Genomic DNA, 18,026 nt, shown 5'->3' with positions numbered 1-18,026 from the left:
CACTTTCCTATTTATTCTCTAGATTCATTTGATCTTTTAATTCTTTTTTCACACGATCAAGTTCTTGATCGCTGACTTTTTGATAGGAGATATTATCTTGCATGAAGCCTTCTCCTTGCAGCTGATCTTGCTTGATCGTACCAAATGCTTCCCGATAATCTAAAGCGATTTTTTTCATTTCATCAAAGCTCATGTCTGTTTTCATATTCGACTCTAGAGCATTCAAAACGGATTGATAGTTGCTGACACCGTTTAAACTCAATACTTTTTTTGCTACACCTTCTACGATCTTTCTTTGACGCTCTTGTCTACCATAGTCACCATTTGGATCTTCATAACGCATACGAGAATAAGATAATGCCTGATCCCCGTTCAATGTGATTTTACCGATTGTAAAGTCATAGCCATCTTGTGAGAAAGTGAGGTCATTATTGACTTCGATACCACCAACTGCATCAACGAGTTCCTTTAGCCCTTTCATATTGATAGAGACATAGTGATCGATTGGGATGTCTACATATTTTTGTACGGTATCCATCGCCATGGCAGCTCCGCCGAATGCGTAAGCGTGGTTGATCTTGTCTTTTGTGTCACGACCTACGATGTCGACATACGTATCTCGAGGAATGCTGACGATCGTTGTCTGTTTGTCTTCAGGACTGACTGTGGCAACCATCATCGTATCTGATCTTCCTTGATCGACCCGACCTAAATCTCCAGTATCAATCCCCATCAATAGAGCAGAGAAAGATTCTTGTTTGTCCAGATCAACTGGTTTCGTTCGTTCTCCTTGGGTTCGTTCCACTGATTCGTAAGTTTTCTCAATAGAATGTGAGAGATCCAGATATAATTTTGCTCCTACTCCTACAATTGCTAATACTAATACGATAAGAACTGCTAAAATAATCAGAAATATTTTTTTCCCTCTTGATTTTCTTCTTCGTCTTGCCATAGTTTCCTCCGTTTGCTAACCTTGCTTGAATCAACGCTTTAACTGTCAATAGCTTATATTGCTATAGCCCATTTGCTGAGCAACAGTTTGTGCTTTTGTTGCGTATGCTACGCTTATTTTTTCATTCCGGATCTGCTCTATTTGACTGAGCGCCGTCAAATATTGATCGTAAGTAGCGGTGGCAGTCACTTGACCATCCTTTAACATCGTATCGAATAACTGATCTAGTTGCGTGACTTGCGCGATCTGGGTATCAGCGAATCCTAGATATTGCATAACAACCGTTTTCCAAGGACTATCTTTAAAAAAGCTCATATTTTCACGTACACGAGCGACATCTGCACTTGTCACCTTTTCTTTGATGATGACATCATCTACAGCTTGCTGCCAGTTTGATACATTTTTAGTAAATAAATCGTTGACAGCTGTCTGGATCTTCAGTTTTGATTCTGCACTATCTAACTGTGTCACGATTGCTTTCTTCTCATCTTGGATTGCAACAGCTTCTTTAGGCAATTCTGATTCTTTGATGTCGTAATCATCAGCTGAAAGTTTGACAGAGGATAGCTTATTGGACAAACTTGTGATTGTTTCTTCTGTTATTTCAGGGTTTAGAAAAACTTTTTCTTTTGTACTATACAGCTTGTCTACTTCTTTTGATAAAGAAGTCAAGGTGTCTTTTTGATTGGTGATGGCAGATTCTGCATAATTGATCCGTTGCTGATGTTGTCGCTGATTATTGATATGGTATCCAAACAAACAGATCGCAATAGCACCTGCACCTACCGCCACAGCAGTCAATGACTTGACGAATGGCTTTTCCATAGATTCACTCCTAAGTATTGATGATAGATAAATTAAGATATAATTCACTTACATAAAAATGACAGCTTTTTATTTAAAAAAACATAATTAAACTAATATATTCACAGAAATATTTGTAAACAAGTTTTCCCTATATAATCATACCACAAACTGTTTTCTTGACTAGGGCAATTTACGATTAAAAAGTAAATAAAACATTAATAAGATAACAATTAATCGATTTCATTTTTATTTCCTTAATTTTCATAGGTATTTTTAAAAGTTACACAAAAAATAAAATAACAAAAAAATTAACATTGAATTAATAATAGTTATCCTGAATAATTCATACTTTGACTTCAAACCGTCTGAAACTGCCTAACAGCAGTCTTCATTTACTTTTTCATTTTCACCTGTTAAGTGATGCAAAAAGAACCCCATTCTGATATGGTAAAGGTGTCGAAACCAACCATAAGAAAGGAGTTCTTCTCATGACTAGCTTACACAAAAACCAGGTAAAATTCAATTCAAATTTGACTATTTCACATACAGGTGGTCGCTTATCGAGTGATTCGGGTTTGGTCTTAGTTAAAGAGGTGATGAATACCTTCGACTTTTCACACGTAGCTAAACAGTGGCTCCATATTAAAGACAAACGTGTTTACTTCACACATGATAACTTAGCGATATTAGAACAACTCATTATGCAGTTAATTGCTGGGTACTCGGCAGACTCATCAGCTAATCTATTAAGACAGGATCCAGTCTTTCAAGCTGTACTCGGTAAAAAAGAGTTGACCTCACAATCGTCAATCTCACGGTTTTTAGATCGTTTCACCGAGGAGAACATGGATCAACTCCAAGCATTAAATCAGTCGCTGATTGATAAAGCGCGTTTGATTCGCAATGACACCGAGTTAATCATTGATGTCGATTCCACACATTTGGATACCTTTGGACGCCAAGAACAAACAGATTATAATGCCCATTATCAAACCTACGGCTATCACCCATTAGTTGCATTTGACGGATTGACCGGAGATTTCCTAAAAGCTGAACTGCGTTCAGGCAATCAGTACACGTCTAAAGGGGTAAAAGCCTTTATCGACCCGCTGTTACACCACTACAAGAGCACGTTACCTCATACCGAGATATTGGTTCGGGGTGACAGCGGCTTCGCCACACCAGAGGTGTATGAATCTTGTGAAGCAACTGAAAGCCAGTACGTTATCCGATTAAAGAGCAATCGGAGGTTAAGTCAGTTAGCTGAACACTCTGTTCTTTATGGGGATAATAAAAAATGGGAAGACCGAGAAATACAGTATTTTTCACTCCCTTATCAAGCACAATCCTGGTCAAAACCCCGTCGCGTTTGTATTCGATCAATCCGTGAAGCAGGAGAGCTTCTTTTTCACCACGCATTCATTGTGACGAATCTATCCGATAATGTCTCGCCTGAAGTCATATTCTCTCTTTACGGCAAGCGTGGAACAATGGAAAATTTCATCAAAGAAGCGAAATCAGGCTTTTATTTTGACAAAACAGATAGTCCGCGTTTCCTGGAAAATCATGTCAGAATGATGATCAGTGTCCTGGCTTACAACCTCGTCAATTTTTTAAAGACCATTGGATTTGAACAAGTGAATCGGGGGATGACGATTCATTCTATACGATTGACATTGCTTAAAGTTGCCGGAAAACTCGTTAAAACAGGTAGACAAGTCTATCTCAAACTGTCGAGTTATCATGTGTATCAAACTGAATTTTATAAGGTTTTTGAACGCCTACGGCGATCTAGGCAATGGATTTAGGCTAGTTATCGTAAAAATTTTTAACCTATTTTTCCAAGGGGTCAGTCTGCCCTTAAATAGACAAATAATTTTTATTGTAGCCTTCTTCCGTATATATCCTGTTCGAAAACACATTATTTTGGAAGAATGTATCTGCCTAATTTAAATGTAGGCACTTTGTTCAAAAAAATAGCTTAAATTTAGAGCTATGAATTATTCAGGAGTTATTTATATTTATAACAAATAAACCAGAGAAACAGCCTATTTTTTGCCTGTTCTCTGGTTTATTTACATATTAGAAATTATTTTGTGATGATTTGATCCAAACTTGCTAGTGACAAAGCCATGGCAGCAATTTGACTTAATTGCGTTAATCGGTTCTTACGTACTGCTGGTTCTTCTGCCATGACCATCGTCTGATCAAAATAATTTTCGATCAGTGGGCGAAGGCTTACAAGCTGATCATAATTTTCGTTGATCGTTTGGTCAGCAAAGCTTGTTTTCATTGCCTCTACTGCTTTGTGCAGTTCTTTCTCCGCTTCGTTTTCGAACAGTTCAGGGTCTACTTCTGATTGTTTTTCAAGCTCCGCTTTTTTCGCTAAGTTCACGACACGTGTCAAAGCTTCCATCGATGGTTTGAAGTCTTCATCTGCAAGATGCTGCTTGAACAATTGTGCTGCTGCAAATACTTTTGTCAGATCTTTTTGTTCTGCATTCAAAACAGCTTCGATGACATCATGACGGATATTCTTCGTTGTCAATAATTGGCGCAGACGGCCTTTGATAAAGTCGATCACCTGTTGTTGTCCCGCTGACAAGCCAATGCCAAAACGATCCGTATCTTTACTGATAACTTCACTAATCGTTTCTTGCAGAACAGACAAAGGAAAGGCCCATTTTTTCGATTCGATGATTCGAACGACACCATATGCTTGACGGCGCAAAGCATATGGATCGTTTGAGCCACTTGGGATCATCCCAACTGCAAAGAAAGAAAAGATACTATCTAATTTATCAGCAATCGCTAAAACAGAACCTACTGTAGTCTCAGGTAAATCTCCTTCACTGGATATAGGCATGTAATGTTCACGGATCGCTGTTGCTACGGCTGGTTTCTCGCCTTTAAGCAGAGCATATTTTTCTCCCATGATCCCTTGTAGTTCAGGGAATTCTCCTACCATGTTGGTTACTAGATCAAATTTATAGATTTCAGCAGCGCGTTGCAGATCCATCAATTCTTCCTCAGATAGTCCTACTTGTTCGCCTATAATGCGGGCGATGACTTGTACCCGTTGCATTTTCTCGTAGATGCTACCGATTTTTTCATGGAAAGTAACAGTTTTTAATTTTTCAACGTATTGGTCGATTGAAGCTTTCTTGTCTTCATTATAAAAGAATTCTGCATCTTCTAAACGAGCAGTCAATACTTTTTGATTGCCTCGTACCACATTTTCCAATTTTACCCGATCGCCATTACGAGCAGAAATAAAATGAGGAAGCAACATACCTTGATCGTTCCGTACTTCGAAATAACGTTGATGTTCTTTCATAGAAGTGACTAGTACTTCTTCAGGAACAGAAAGATATTTTTCCTCGAAGTCGCCAGAAAAGACAGTTGGATATTCGACTAGATTGTTGACTTCTTCTAGTAAATCTTCATCTAGATCAATGATCCAGTGATTTTTTTCTGCTAATTCGTTTGCTTGTGTGATGATCATTTCTTTTCTTTTTTGCGGTGAAGCAATAACAAATTGTTCATTTAATTTTTCTTCGTATTCTTTTGCATGCGCAAATGTTACATCTTCGCCTAAGAAACGATGACCTCTTGAAGCTCTGTCTGTTTTGACATCCAAGATCTCAAACGGGATTATTTCGTCATCTAACAATGCCACGATCCAGTGAATAGGGCGAATATATTCAAAATCGTATTCTGCCCAGTGCATCGTTACTGGGAAAGTGAGGCTTTTAATGACATCTGCTAACCCTGTCAATACTTCTTTTGCTTCTTTGCCGTGAGTGTATTTCGTTACATAGACATATTCCACGCCTTTTAATTCTCTAAAAGTGATAGCATCTGTCGTCAGACCTTGTCCGCGGACAAATCCTTCAGCTGCTTTCGTCCAGTTTCCATCTGCGTCCAAAGCAATTTTTTTGGCTGGTCCTTTGACTTCTTCTTCACTGTCTGCTTGACGTTCTGGAATGTTTGTTACTTTGATTGCTAAGCGGCGCGGTGTAGAAAACGTTTCGATCGTATCATAAGTCAATTGGTTTTCATCTAAAAATTTTGCAGTTTTTTCTTCTAATTGTTTCATGCTTGGTGTGACAACATGAGCAGGCATTTCTTCCAGCCCGATTTCAAGTAATAAGTCTTTTGCCATCTTATTCAGCCTCCTTCATGTTTTCTGGATTTGCTGTGTTTTTATTCAATAAAGGGAATCCTAATTTTTCGCGTTCTGCCACAAAGATTTTGGCTACAGCACGAGCCATGTTGCGGATACGGGAAAGATAACCTGCTCGTTCTGTTACGGATACTGCACCGCGAGCATCTAATAAGTTGAATGTATGGCTGCATTTCAAAATATAATCATACGCTGGATGAACAAGATTTTCATCGATACAGCGTTTAGCTTCTTTTTCAAAACGGTCAAAATTGCTTAGTAGCAAGTCTTGGTCGCTTACTTCAAAAGAATATTTGGAATGTTCATATTCTGGTTGTTTGAAGATCTCGCCATATTTCACACCATCAGCCCATTCCAGATCATAGACACTTTCAACTTCTTGAATATATGAAGCAAGACGTTCTAGTCCATAAGTGATCTCAGAAGTAACTGGTTTACAAGGTAGTCCTCCGACTTGCTGGAAGTACGTGAATTGTGTGATCTCCATCCCATCAAGCCATACTTCCCAACCCACACCGGCACACCCCATCGATGGGTTCTCCCAGTTGTCTTCAACAAAACGAATATCGTGTTCTAATGGATCAATTCCTAAAAGACGCAAGCTTTCTAAATAAAGCTCTTGGATATTTTCAGGTGAAGGTTTCATTACGACTTGAAATTGATGATGCTGATACAAACGGTTTGGGTTTTCTCCATAACGCCCGTCAGCTGGTCGGCGGGATGGCTCTACATAAGCAGCATTCCATGGTTCCGGTCCGATTGCCCGTAAGAATGTATATGGGCTCATCGTACCTGCTCCTTTTTCTGTATCATAAGCTTGCATCAGCATGCAGCCGTTTGATGACCAAAATTTTTGTAATGTTAAAATCATATCTTGGACGGTCAATTTTTTACTCATCTGTTTTGCCCCTTTCAATTTTTAAGCGTTGCTGTCAATAAGAATACAGGAAAGAAAACGACAAAAAGTCCCTATGTCTGATTACAGACATAGGGACGAATAATTTCGCGGTTCCACCCTACTTCCGAATAAAGATTCGGCAGCTTCATTTATCGTACTCGCAAGTGCCTCTTCAAAAATCGTTTGGGTCCGGCTTCCACTCTCCCGAACTCGCTAAACCACGTGTTTTTTACTGATCTTGGTCAATGTACGTATTCATTTTGCAGTTTTCTTGTTTATATAATAGATCCTCTCAGTGAACGATCTATTTAATCTACGGTTAATAATAGACGGAAGTCCCTGTATTTGTCAAATAGTTTTGGTTTTTTTGTTGTATCTTTCATTTATTCTTCTTTTTCAGGTATCTCTTTTTCAGGCATATTTTTCTCTGGCGTCTTTAATACGTGTGCCCAAGACTTCATTTGATCAATGAACTTTTTGCTTTTTAGATGAATACCGACATATTCATCATACAACTGGTCAATGAGGTCACGGATTGCCTGCTTCGTTTCTTCTTTCAAGTGGATTCCACTGATCTTATCATAAGAAATAGCCGAAAACATTCGGACGAAATAAACAGCGCGAGGATCTGCATGATAACGGTGTTCGTCCATTGGCCAGTGTTTCTCGCATATCACACCGCCATATTTGGAAGAATAGTCAAATTTTCCTTTTGTTTCCCCGCATACGACACAGTGCGTCCAAATTGGCGCGATTCCGAAGCGTTGCAGTATTTGAACTTCAAAGATATTCGTGATGATTTCTGCATCATCTCCTTGATCCATCCGCTGCAGAGCTTGTTGCGTAAATTGGAATAAATGCGGGTCATATTGATGATCTTCGATTGCTGCATCTACTAGATTTAGCAAATAGGTACCATAACCGCTCAAAAAGATATCTTCTTGGATGTTCCGAAACGCATGGACGTCTTTGACACTGCTTAAAAACGACAAACCTTCACTTCGAAAATTACCGATATAGACTGCTTCGGTAAAGGGGAGCAAAGCCGGAGCTAATGGCTGATTTTGCCGATGGATTCCTTTGATATAAAACATCATTTTGCCAGAAGATTCCGTAAAGATTTTGACTAATTTATCTTTTTCTTTGTAATTACGGCTAGATAAAATCAAGCCTTTCGATTCTGCAAGCTGGCTCATATTCTCCCTCCTAAAAAATAAATCTGGAAAAGCAGATTCTGCCGATCCAGATTATTTATGTTTCGATCTTCCGCCGTTTTTCTCAACGTGCGGATTTTTATCCAGTTTATTTCTATACTTAACCTATAAGAAGTTCAGAATATCAGTATTCATCTTTTCGGTAGCCGAAGTCTTGCAGATAGACTTTTTTGTCTCGCCAGTCTTTTTGGACTTTGACCCAAAGTTCTAGAAATACTTTGTCTCCTAAAAGATTTTCGATATCCTTTCTTGCTTTCGTTCCTACTTGCTTCAGCATTTTTCCGCCTTTGCCGATAATGATTCCTTTTTGGCTATCTCTTTCGACGATGATCGTGGCCTGGATATGGATTTTATCATTCTCGTTTCGCTTCATCGAATCAACAACGACTGCGACAGAATGAGGCACTTCGTCTCGTGTTAAAAACAAGACTTTCTCACGGATCAATTCAGAAACGATGAAGTATTCAGGATGATCAGTCACTTGATCATCTGGAAAATATTGTGGGCCCTCTGGCATTTCACTGACTAATACATCCATTAAGCGTTCGACATTGTTTCCTTCTGTAGCAGAGATCGGAATCACTTGTGCAAAAGGCATCTGCGTCGAATAATCTTCGATGATTCCCAGCAACTCGTCTGGATGGATCTTATCGATTTTATTGATAATCAGATAAACAGGAGAATGCACGTTTTTTAGACGTTCAATAATAAAATCGTCTCCCCGGCCGCGTTTTTGATCAGCACTGATCATAAATAAGACTGCATCCACTTCTTTCAACGCACTGTAAGCTGCTTCTACCATAAAATCTCCTAGACGATGCTTTGGTTTATGGATTCCTGGTGTATCGATAAAAATCAGCTGAGCTTCTGGTGTAGTATATACTCCTTGGATTTTATTTCTAGTTGTCTGTGCCTTGTCACTCATAATGGCAATTTTTTGACCCACGATTCGGTTCAATAATGTGGATTTTCCTACATTCGGGCGGCCGACGATTGCGACAAACCCTGATTTATGTTCTGGCATATACGTTCTCCTTTTTAATTAAACAACAAATGATATATTTTAGGGACAAATAAAATCAACCCAATGATGACAGCAAAACAAGCGGTCACTAAAACTGCTCCAGCTGCCATATCTTTGATTTTTTTCCCAATCGGATGAAAATGAAAATCCGTAAACATGTCCACTACATTTTCAAAAACAGTATTGATGATCTCTACTATCCAAACGAGAAAAACAGCTAAAAGCAGCCATAACCACTCTATCCGATCAAGCTGGAAAATCACGCCCATAAATAAAGCAAGGATACCGAACGCAACATGTTTCCTCATATTGCGTTCTTCCTCAAAAACGGTTTTGACTCCTTGGACAGCAAATTCCACAGACATCAGGAAATGTTTGTTTTTCTCTACGTTTTTATCTTTTGAGTCCATAGGCATCCAAGATCTCTTTCTGTAAACCAAACATTTCTTTCTCATCTTCTGGTGTCATATGGTCATACCCGTTGATATGCAAGAATCCATGTACCGCTAAAAAGCCAAGTTCCCGATCATATGAATGGCCGTAAGCTTCTGCTTGTTCAGCAGCACGTTCAATAGAGATCATGATGTCTCCTAGTACACGAGGTAATGGATTCTCTCCATCTTCAAAAATCACTGGGATTTCGTCTTCGCCTTCTTCTTCCAGAGCAAAACTGATGACGTCTGTCGGTGCATCTTTTCCACGGTAATCACGATTGATTACTTGGATTGCCGCATTGTCCATGAAAGTAACAGACATTTCTGTTTCCTCTGGCAGCTTTAAATAAGATGCTGCAAATTGCAGCAAGTCATCGATTTCTTTCATTTTCTCTTCTGAGACTTGGTTTGTTTCATCCATAAAGGTAATATCCATTATACATCGCTTCTTTCTATTCTTCTTGTTCTTCCTTTATCTTCTCAACTTCTGTTTTCATTTTAGGATATTTGATCCGAGAATGGAAGGTGCTACTTAAACCGCTGATCAATGATTTTTCCACTTTTCGGATTTCTTTCAAGGTCAGTCCACTATCGTCTAATTGACCATCGGAAATACGCTCTTCGATAAGATTATGGACAAAACTTTCGATTTTTTCGCTCGTCGGATGATCCATTGCCCGTACTGCAGCCTCACAACTGTCAGCAATATTGACGATCCCTGCTTCGCGACTTTGCGGTTTTGGTCCAGGGTAACGGAATTGCTCTTCTGTTACTTCCGGATTGCGTTCTTTCGCTTTGATGTAGAAATAACGCATTAGCGTGGTTCCATGATGCTGTTTGCAAATATCGATCACCATTTGCGGCATATTATAATCTTCCAATATTTTGGCTCCATCTGTCACATGTCCAAAGATAATATGTTTACTGTCTTCTGGCAATAAGAAATTGTGCGGGTTTTCCGCTCCTGAAGGCAAGTTCTCAACGAAAAAGCTAGCATGTTTGATCTTGCCGATATCATGATAATAGCAAGCTACTCGAGTTAGCAAAGAACGTCCGCCGATTTCTGCTACAGCGTTAGCACTTAGATTAGCTACCATCATACTATGATGATAAGTACCTGGCGCTTCTTCCAGCAACTGTTTCAATAAAGGATGATTTGGATTGCTGAGTTCATTTAATACAATTACACTGTCATCATTGACCATCAATTCAATATATGGGTGTAGACCGATCGTCAGCAAGAATGAGAAGAGTGCACCAGTGAACCCGCAGACGAGCATTAACCAAGTCGTTGCATCACCAAAGCTCATTCCTTGATAGACGATCAAAATGACATCCATCATCACAGGAAAAATAATGACCCACATGGCAGCAGATAATCCTTGTTCTGAGATCCGTTTACGTCTGACAATCGTTGCCATGAGCCCAGAGAAAACATAAGACATCAAGATAATCGTTAGAAAGTTCGTGCCAATCGAATCATAAAAGATGAAAAGTGCAGATACTGCTTGGAAAATACCAGCCATGATCCCTGATCTTCGATTCAAGAAAAAGCTTAAAACAAGTGGTGCAAAAGCAGCGGGATAAAACAGCGGGATGTAAGTAGCTTGTTCCGTTTGGAATAATTGGAAAAATTTCATCAGCACTATGCTGACTGACATAGCTGTCACATAGAAAAGCACGTATTTTGTTCTTTCTCCTGCATTTTGGAATTGAAGTGAATTATAAATCAGTACGCCGATTTGAAGCAAAACAGCTAAAACCATGGCAATTAGCGGAAAAATCGAAGTTGTTTGATTAGTCAGTCCTAGTAATTCCAATTTTTTCATAGCTGAAGCATCGATTTGATTACCTTCACGAACAATGATTTCTCCTTGGAAGATCATCACTGGTTGTACAGCTTCTCGTGCGGATTGTTTCAATTCTTCTGTCTTTTTCTCATTCAATACGTCATTCACTACGATACCTTGATCCACTAAGTAGCGAATCATTTGTTGTTGTGCTGGTGTGACATTCAAATATTGGATTTGCTCTTCTGCTTCTTGTTTAAAAGCTTCCAATTCACTTTCACGAACTTGTTTGCTCATCTGTTCGTCAATGAGCTTCAGACTCTCATCCCTCACAGTATGGATCTCAGTTTCAGTCATTTCAAATATCGTCGAATAAAAATTGTTCGGTAGTTTTTGATAAAACGCAACATTTTCTGCATTCACATTTTCAAAATTTTTCTTCAACGCGGCGATCCGCTCTTCTGTAGTAGGCTTTGGGATATTTTCATCTTCCTTTGCCTTATCAATCTTTTCGTCATAAGATTTGTTGATGGCATCATTCGTCTTATCGATCAATTCAAATAGTTGCTTGATCCGATTGTTCTGGTCATCTGCAAGATCTTTTTGGTAAGTGTATTCTGGAGTGACTGCTTCTGCTGCCAGTTTTCTTTTTTGTTCGGTTTCTTCCGTGTTCTCGATCGTTTTGTTCGCACGGATACTTTCTTCTGCTACTTGGCCTTCTCTGAAATCATTGGCCTTTTGTTTGACACTACTAAATGTAACGCCGCAGATAATGATAAAAAACAAGAACAGCAGAAAAGGCAATGCTGCCTTTCCAAGTTTTTCTTGTAGTTTCTGCAGTGTTTTATTCAACATGTGCTTATCCTCCTAAGCAAAGCTTATTCTTGATGGAGATCTGCCTTTTCATAAGCTTTGATGATTTCGGCAACTACAGGGTGCCGAACAACGTCACTTGCTTCAAAATTAACAAAATCGATTTTCTTGATTTGCTTTAATGTTCGTTCTGCATGAACAAGACCACTTGTTGTCCCTCGAGGCAGATCAATCTGACTCGTATCTCCATTGACAATCATTTTTGATTGATAACCAAGACGTGTCAGGAACATTTTCATCTGAGCAACTGTCGTGTTCTGTGCTTCATCCAAAATAACGAATGCATCATCCAATGTCCGCCCCCGCATGTAAGCTAAAGGAGCAATTTCGATCACGCCTCGTTCCATCAATCGGTTCGTATGATCTAATCCAAAAATTTGGTATAAAGCATCATAAACAGGACGCAGATAAGGATCTACTTTTTCTTTTAGATCCCCGGGAAGAAAGCCTAGATTTTCCCCTGCTTCCACAGCAGGCCGCGTCAAAATGATTTTTTGCACTTCACCTTTTTTCAAGGCAGCGATTGCTAATACTACTGCAAGAAAAGTTTTTCCTGTCCCGGCTGGTCCTACGCCAAATACGATATCATGTTTGGCTACCGATTCGACATATTTCTTTTGGCCGCTGTTTTTTACCCGTATAGGTTTTCCATTACGGTCTTTGACGATCTCTTCCTCATACATCTCAACAAAATAATCTAATGTGCCTTTTTGCCCCATTTTCAGTGCCGTCACGACATCTGGTGTACTTACATGGATTCCTCGTTTGATCAATTCCTGCAATGTCCGAATGACTGAGGCAGCCAAGGAAATCTGGGGTTGTTCACCAATGATCTGAATGATTTCTCCACGTGTATGGATGGTTGTTTCTGTTGTTTCTTCAATCAGTTTTATATGCTTGTCGTGTGCACCTAAAAGCATGCTGACATCATCAGCAGCCGTCAATCTAATCTCTAAAGAACTAGACTCTTCCGTCAAAAATAGACATCCCCTTTTTTTCGATTCATTCTTTCCTATTTTACCATACTCAGAAGAAACTATATAGCAAATAAGAAAAGGTTCTAAAAGAGTTGCTTAACCATAAGTACCAAGAAACGTTAAAAAATAGCTGCTTCCATTCTCTAAAGGTCTCGTTTGAATAAAAAAAGCTGATCATGTAACCTATGCATAAGATAGAGGACAAGTATTCCGTCTAACTTAGCAAGTATTCTCTGGGTATTTTTCTTGTTTCAAAAAAAGAAAACAAAATATTTGAAATATTCTTGCATTTCAAAAAAAACAGGTGTATTATAACGTCAACAAATAAATATACAGCAAAGCGTCGAGGAAAACAGTAGGCTATTCAGCGATTTATTCCCAGTGAGTCATGTAAGTGAGAAATGACAATAAATCGAATAGACGAACATCATTTCCGAGTCAATGTCGAAAACGTAGATCATTGTGGCTGCCTCCATTATCAGGCTAGCGGATAACTTTATCGAAAAGCGTCCGTGAATGAAGAAGCTTTTTTAAGCGAAAAAAGGTGGTACCGTTCTAGAATCTAGAGCCCTTTTCCCAAGTGGAAAAGGGCTTTTTTTATATTTTAAGGTGGTGGTTTTCATGGAATCTGATATTAGTGGTATTTCTAGTTTCTGCAACGTTTATTTTGTTACTCAAAATGATAATTATTGGAGGAAAAATTTATGGAAGAAACAAAAACTTATTCATGGAAGCAATTATTGATGGTCAGTTCACTTATCTTCGGGATGTTCTTCGGGTCAGGTAATCTGATCTTTCCTGTCCACTTAGGTCAAATGGCTGGATCAAACTGGATCAGCGCTGGTGTAGGATTTGCCATCTCAGGCGCTCTTTTCCCATTATTAGCTATCTTAGCTGTAGTAGTGACAAAAAGTGATGGTCTGTATGACTTAGCTAAACCTGTCGGAAAATGGTATGCTGCCTTGTTCTTGATCCTTGTTCATTTAACGATCGGACCATTCTTTGGTACACCGCGGACAGCAGCAACTGCTTTTGAAATGGCTGCTAAACCCTTTTTGCCTGAAAAATATGATTCATTAGGTATGTTTTTATTCTCTGCTCTTTTCTTTTTACTTGCTTATTTCCTTACTGTACATCCAACACGTTTGGTCAAATATGTCGGAAAGTATTTAAACTCCTTGTTTCTTGCATTATTAGCTATCATTTTTGTCGTTTCTTTATTCCAACCCATGGGGAATCTAAACCAATCTGCTGCAGATTCTTATCAGACGAACGCTTTGACAAATGGCGTTTTAGAAGGATACAACACGGTTGATGCAGTAGCTTTACTTGCTTTAAGTGTCACTTTTGTCCATGCAGTTCGTGATCTTGGTTTTAAAGATAAAAAAGTCACAGAATTAACAGCAAAAGCTGGTAGCCTGAGCGTTGCGTTAGAAGTCATGATTTATTTTGGTCTGGTCCTTCTCGGTGCGATGAGTTTGAATAAGATGTCTTTATCAGAAAATGGCGGAACTGCACTTTCTCAGATCACTAATTTTTATTTAGGTAACTTCGGTGCTAGCTTCTTAGGGGTAATGGTCACATTAGGTGTCTTCACTACCGCTATGGGACTCGTTGTTTCTTTTGCACAAGATTTCCATAAACTGTTCCCTAAAGTCAGTTATATGACATGGCTGCGGTTAACGACTTTTGTCTCTTTTGTCGTTGCGAATGCCGGATTGGATAATATCATCCAATGGTCTTTACCAGTATTGATGCTTTTGTATCCATTGTCACTTGCGTTAATCTTGCTTTCCTTAACAGCAAAATTCTTCCAAAAGAGTCCATTTGTCTATCAAGTAACGATGTTCTTTTCTGCCGTTCCAGCCGTATTGGATATGTTGGCAAATTCGCCTGCATTAGTCAGTCAGCAAACTGTCGTAGCAAGCTTACTAGGATTTTATCATCATTATGTTCCTTTTGCTGCATTAGGACTTGGCTGGGTCGTCCCAACGTTGCTTGGTTACGCTGGCAGCTTGCTCTTTTATTATGTATATCGCGTATCAGGATATAAACAAGAAGCAAGTGAGTTACCAGAAGAATAACCAAATCAAACACAATTTAACATAAGAGATATTAAACAGGAAAAAAACAGCTAGAAGAAAGAATCTTATTCTTTCTTCTAGCTGTTTTTTAGTTCTTTTTTTACGAACACAAAAAACTGCGGACAATCACTGTCCGCAGTTTAAATGATAAAATTAAGATTGTAATAGTTCTTTCACAATCGCATTCACTTGGTTTCCATCTGCTTTTCCTTTGACTTTAGGCATAATTGCACCCATAACTTTGCCAAATTCTTTCATTGATGAAGCACCAGTTTGAGTGATTGCTTCTTGAACAAGTTGTCGAATTTCTTCGTCGGAAAGTTGTTCCGGCATATATTTTTCGACTATTACAATTTCACTTTTTACTTTTTCAGCTAAATCGTCACGTCCTGCTTCTTCAAACTCATGCAAAGAATCACGTCGCTGTTTCATTTCGCGAGACAACACCGTTAGTTCTTCTTCTTCTGTCAAGTCGTGACCTTCTTTAATCTGCTCGTTTTGTATAGATGACTTGATCATTCGGATGACTTGTAAAGATTCCTTATCTTTCGCTTTCATCGCTGCTTTCATGTCATCGTTTAATCTACTTAGTAGTGACACACTACCAACTCCAATTCATCACAGAACTAGAATTTTTTGCGTTTTCTAGCTGCTTCAGATTTTTTCTTGCGTCTTACACTTGGTTTTTCGTAGAATTCACGTTTACGAGATTCTTGTAAAGTACCCGCTTTTGACACGGAACGTTTGAAGCGACGAAGAGCATCGTCAAGTGATTCGTTTTTGCGAACGACTGTTTTTGACATGTTAATTCCCTCCCTCCGAGCTTAAAAAGTAACCGTAATTGTTATTGAAATATATCTCAAAAAACAAGACTGTCCTGTAAACATTATATCTAATGCTGTTTTGACCGTCAAGGAAATCTTGCTTTTTTTTAAAATTATCAAATGTTATTTTATTTAAATCCTTATTGACAATTTTCACATCTTCCGAAAATCTCGAATCTATGCCCTTCGATCGTGCATCCACCTAGCTGTTCTTCGAAATAATTCATCGGACACATATGGATTTCTTTCGTTGTTCCGCACACTGTACAGATAAAATGATGGTGATGGCCGATTTCCCCCTGACAGCAATGAAAACGAAACTTCATTTCTCCATTTAAATCGGTTTCTTCCAGTAAATCGATCTCTGCAAAATCATGGAGATTCCGGTAAATCGTATCATAACTTACCCCTTTGAATTCCTGATTCATATAGTCAAAAACTTCTTTAGCAGATACGTAGCGGTTACGCTTCACTAAATAAGTTAACAATGCTTCTCTTTTTTTAGTATATTTAAAACCGTTATTTTTCAATGTTTCTAATGATTGTTCGATCAATGTCTGTTTTTTCATGACTTATTCCTCCAAATCAAAATGATTACGAAGTACGCATTCTAGAGTATGGTATAATAAACATAAAAAAAATGCAAGTGAGGTTTTATCCATGTCTTCCGATTCTACAGAAATCGTTACTTTTTTTGTCATCTCCGACTCTGCTGGAGAAACTGCGACAAAACTAGCGCAAGCTACTATGGCTCAATATCCTACCGTTGAGTTCAACCTATTCCGCAGAACGTTCGTGACAGATGAAAAAACATTAAGGCAGGCATTGCAAGATGCATTAGAAGAAAAAGCACTTGTCCTGCATACATTAATCAATCAAGAACTGATCGAGATAACACGTTCTTTTTGTGAAGAACATCAATTATTTAGTTTCGATGTGATGACGCCACCGATATCAGAAATTGAACGTTTAACTGGTATCAAGCCAATTCGGCAACCTGGTGCCCTCCATTTATTGAATGAGAACTATTTCAAACGGATCAAAGCAATGGAATTTGCTGTAAAATACGATGATGGGAAAGATCCTCGTGGTTTTTTAGAAGCAGATGTCGTTTTGCTAGGCGTATCCCGAACTTCCAAAACGCCTTTGAGCTTGTTTTTAGCAAATAAAAATTTAAAAGTTGCTAATTTACCTTTGATTCCCCAAGCACATATTCCCAAACAGCTGTGGGAAATCGATCCTAAAAAAATCGTGGGACTAACGAATAACCCAGATATTTTAAATAATATCCGTAAAGAACGGATGCGCTCTTACGGATTAAACCCTGATACTGCTTATTCCGATATCGAAAAAATTAGAGCTGAACTCGATTTTGCGAATGATCTTTATGAAAAACTAGGATGTGTAGTGATCAATGTGGCATCTTTATCTATTGAAGAAACGGCTTCGCTTATTTTGAATGCTTTAGACCTAGAAGATCATAGTTATTATGGAACTGAAACAACAGAAAAAAGCGATTAATCATTTTTGTCTTTTTCTTAAAAAACACTGGAGTGTGACAACGAAGAAATTTCGTTGTCACACTCCAGTGTTTATCTATTTGCACCTATCGTTATTGATGTTCCACATGTTTGAGTGTCTGGTTCAAAATATCCAGTACATGAGAATCATCAAGACTATACAAAATCGCTTTTCCCTCGCGATGAGACTTGACGACATGATTTTCTCTTAATAAACGTAGTTGATGCGATACAGCAGACTGCTCCATTTCCACTGCTTGGGTGATTGCTGTCACATTTTGTTCCCCGTCTTTCAGATATAGCAGAATTTTAAGACGAGTGGGATCACTCAACATTTTGAATAATTGACTGACTTTCTCTACTTTTGATTTTTGCGTGTCTGGCAATCCATTCACCTCCAACTTGAAAAAAGACTGACTTCTAAAGTTTACCACTTTTTCCAT

General features: G+C 38.6%; 17 protein-coding genes. 3 read left to right on the top strand and 14 right to left on the bottom strand.

All coding sequences use genetic code 11. From position 1 onward, the window contains the following. Positions 1-7: 7 nt before the first annotated feature. Together IGJ87_RS03910 and IGJ87_RS03905 are read right to left on the bottom strand one after the other, a co-directional pair. A complete protein-coding gene (locus IGJ87_RS03910) occupies positions 8-952 on the bottom strand; it encodes an LCP family protein (RefSeq protein ID WP_194175220.1) in 945 nt (314 codons plus the stop codon). 45 nt (positions 953-997) lie between these two features. Then, positions 998-1,777 (bottom strand): hypothetical protein, encoded by a 780-nt coding sequence (locus IGJ87_RS03905; protein WP_104858573.1) that lies wholly within the window; start codon positions 1,775-1,777, stop codon positions 998-1,000. Between the two features lie 470 nt (positions 1,778-2,247). Here IGJ87_RS03905 and IGJ87_RS03900 point away from each other — a divergent pair, with 470 nt between their 5' ends. After that, positions 2,248-3,567 (top strand): IS1380 family transposase, encoded by a 1,320-nt coding sequence (locus tag IGJ87_RS03900; protein WP_194175222.1) that lies wholly within the window; start codon positions 2,248-2,250, stop codon positions 3,565-3,567. 281 nt (positions 3,568-3,848) lie between these two features. Here IGJ87_RS03900 and glyS read toward each other — a convergent pair whose 3' ends face one another. The 8 genes from glyS to IGJ87_RS03860 all read right to left on the bottom strand — a co-directional run bounded on the left by glyS (position 3,849) and on the right by IGJ87_RS03860 (position 13,155). Continuing rightward, positions 3,849-5,924 (bottom strand): glycine--tRNA ligase subunit beta, encoded by a 2,076-nt coding sequence (gene glyS / locus IGJ87_RS03895; protein ID WP_002303432.1) that lies wholly within the window; start codon positions 5,922-5,924, stop codon positions 3,849-3,851. A 1-nt stretch (position 5,925) separates the two neighbouring features. After that, complete coding sequence (glyQ, locus tag IGJ87_RS03890; RefSeq protein ID WP_002296161.1) at positions 5,926-6,843, bottom strand: glycine--tRNA ligase subunit alpha; 918 nt, start codon at positions 6,841-6,843, stop codon at positions 5,926-5,928. Between the two features lie 383 nt (positions 6,844-7,226). Next, on the bottom strand, positions 7,227-8,039 hold the full coding sequence (gene recO / locus IGJ87_RS03885) for a DNA repair protein RecO (protein ID WP_002301248.1): 813 nt from the start codon (positions 8,037-8,039) through the stop codon (positions 7,227-7,229). 142 nt (positions 8,040-8,181) lie between these two features. Next, positions 8,182-9,081, bottom strand: a complete 900-nt coding sequence (gene era, locus IGJ87_RS03880; protein ID WP_002288753.1) for a GTPase Era — start codon at positions 9,079-9,081, stop codon at positions 8,182-8,184. 14 nt (positions 9,082-9,095) lie between these two features. Further along, positions 9,096-9,491 carry a diacylglycerol kinase family protein gene (locus IGJ87_RS03875; protein WP_002301250.1) on the bottom strand — a complete coding sequence of 132 codons (396 nt, stop codon included), beginning with the start codon at positions 9,489-9,491 and terminating at the stop codon, positions 9,096-9,098. Then, entirely contained in the window at positions 9,475-9,951 is a 477-nt protein-coding gene (gene ybeY, locus IGJ87_RS03870; RefSeq protein WP_002288749.1) for an rRNA maturation RNase YbeY, read from the bottom strand. The genes IGJ87_RS03875 and ybeY overlap by 17 nt, the downstream gene beginning before the upstream one ends. Positions 9,952-9,967: 16 nt before the next feature. Beyond that, positions 9,968-12,160 carry an HD family phosphohydrolase gene (locus IGJ87_RS03865; protein WP_043902523.1) on the bottom strand — a complete coding sequence of 731 codons (2,193 nt, stop codon included), beginning with the start codon at positions 12,158-12,160 and terminating at the stop codon, positions 9,968-9,970. 23 nt (positions 12,161-12,183) lie between these two features. Then, positions 12,184-13,155, bottom strand: coding sequence for a PhoH family protein (locus tag IGJ87_RS03860; RefSeq protein ID WP_043902522.1), 972 nt, complete (start codon positions 13,153-13,155; stop codon positions 12,184-12,186). A gap of 704 nt (positions 13,156-13,859) precedes the next feature. Here IGJ87_RS03860 and brnQ point away from each other — a divergent pair. Continuing rightward, positions 13,860-15,239 (top strand): branched-chain amino acid transport system II carrier protein, encoded by a 1,380-nt coding sequence (brnQ, locus tag IGJ87_RS03855; RefSeq protein WP_002288744.1) that lies wholly within the window; start codon positions 13,860-13,862, stop codon positions 15,237-15,239. A gap of 153 nt (positions 15,240-15,392) precedes the next feature. Here brnQ and IGJ87_RS03850 read toward each other — a convergent pair whose 3' ends face one another. From IGJ87_RS03850 to IGJ87_RS03840, 3 genes are all read right to left on the bottom strand, one after another. Further along, positions 15,393-15,839, bottom strand: coding sequence for a GatB/YqeY domain-containing protein (locus tag IGJ87_RS03850; RefSeq protein ID WP_002287318.1), 447 nt, complete (start codon positions 15,837-15,839; stop codon positions 15,393-15,395). A 26-nt stretch (positions 15,840-15,865) separates the two neighbouring features. After that, positions 15,866-16,042, bottom strand: coding sequence for a 30S ribosomal protein S21 (gene rpsU, locus IGJ87_RS03845; RefSeq protein ID WP_002287321.1), 177 nt, complete (start codon positions 16,040-16,042; stop codon positions 15,866-15,868). A gap of 161 nt (positions 16,043-16,203) precedes the next feature. Beyond that, the gene (locus IGJ87_RS03840; protein ID WP_002287322.1) at positions 16,204-16,632 is read right to left on the bottom strand and encodes a Fur family transcriptional regulator; all 429 of its coding nucleotides are present in this window, start codon (positions 16,630-16,632) and stop codon (positions 16,204-16,206) included. Between the two features lie 91 nt (positions 16,633-16,723). Between IGJ87_RS03840 and IGJ87_RS03835 the strand changes: the two genes are divergently transcribed. After that, positions 16,724-17,584, top strand: coding sequence for a pyruvate, water dikinase regulatory protein (locus tag IGJ87_RS03835; protein ID WP_002296156.1), 861 nt, complete (start codon positions 16,724-16,726; stop codon positions 17,582-17,584). A gap of 91 nt (positions 17,585-17,675) precedes the next feature. Here IGJ87_RS03835 and IGJ87_RS03830 read toward each other — a convergent pair whose 3' ends face one another. Beyond that, positions 17,676-18,026, bottom strand: coding sequence for an ArsR/SmtB family transcription factor (locus IGJ87_RS03830; protein ID WP_002321425.1), 351 nt, complete (start codon positions 18,024-18,026; stop codon positions 17,676-17,678).

Origin of the sequence: Enterococcus sp. DIV1411a (assembly GCF_050531945.1) — a bacterium.
GTDB lineage: Bacteria > Bacillota > Bacilli > Lactobacillales > Enterococcaceae > Enterococcus_B > Enterococcus_B faecium.
Note: the sequence above shows the minus strand (reverse complement) of the source record. Positions and strands in the feature narration are given on the sequence as shown.

Bases quoted from the DNA above. Each gene is read 5' to 3' on its own strand.
- rpsU (WP_002287321.1), bottom strand. From the start codon at position 16,042: ATGTCAAAAACAGTCGTTCGCAAAAACGAATCACTTGACGATGCTCTT.
- glyS (WP_002303432.1), bottom strand. From the start codon at position 5,924: ATGGCAAAAGACTTATTACTTGAAATCGGGCTGGAAGAAATGCCTGCT.
- IGJ87_RS03900 (WP_194175222.1), top strand. From the start codon at position 2,248: ATGACTAGCTTACACAAAAACCAGGTAAAATTCAATTCAAATTTGACT.
- era (WP_002288753.1), bottom strand. From the start codon at position 9,081: ATGCCAGAACATAAATCAGGGTTTGTCGCAATCGTCGGCCGCCCGAAT.
- IGJ87_RS03840 (WP_002287322.1), bottom strand. From the start codon at position 16,632: ATGAAAAAACAGACATTGATCGAACAATCATTAGAAACATTGAAAAAT.
- glyQ (WP_002296161.1), bottom strand. From the start codon at position 6,843: ATGAGTAAAAAATTGACCGTCCAAGATATGATTTTAACATTACAAAAA.
- ybeY (WP_002288749.1), bottom strand. From the start codon at position 9,951: ATGGATATTACCTTTATGGATGAAACAAACCAAGTCTCAGAAGAGAAA.
- IGJ87_RS03875 (WP_002301250.1), bottom strand. From the start codon at position 9,491: ATGGACTCAAAAGATAAAAACGTAGAGAAAAACAAACATTTCCTGATG.
- recO (WP_002301248.1), bottom strand. From the start codon at position 8,039: ATGAGCCAGCTTGCAGAATCGAAAGGCTTGATTTTATCTAGCCGTAAT.
- IGJ87_RS03905 (WP_104858573.1), bottom strand. From the start codon at position 1,777: ATGGAAAAGCCATTCGTCAAGTCATTGACTGCTGTGGCGGTAGGTGCA.
- IGJ87_RS03865 (WP_043902523.1), bottom strand. From the start codon at position 12,160: ATGTTGAATAAAACACTGCAGAAACTACAAGAAAAACTTGGAAAGGCA.
- brnQ (WP_002288744.1), top strand. From the start codon at position 13,860: ATGGAAGAAACAAAAACTTATTCATGGAAGCAATTATTGATGGTCAGT.
- IGJ87_RS03835 (WP_002296156.1), top strand. From the start codon at position 16,724: ATGTCTTCCGATTCTACAGAAATCGTTACTTTTTTTGTCATCTCCGAC.
- IGJ87_RS03910 (WP_194175220.1), bottom strand. From the start codon at position 952: ATGGCAAGACGAAGAAGAAAATCAAGAGGGAAAAAAATATTTCTGATT.
- IGJ87_RS03830 (WP_002321425.1), bottom strand. From the start codon at position 18,026: ATGGAAAAAGTGGTAAACTTTAGAAGTCAGTCTTTTTTCAAGTTGGAG.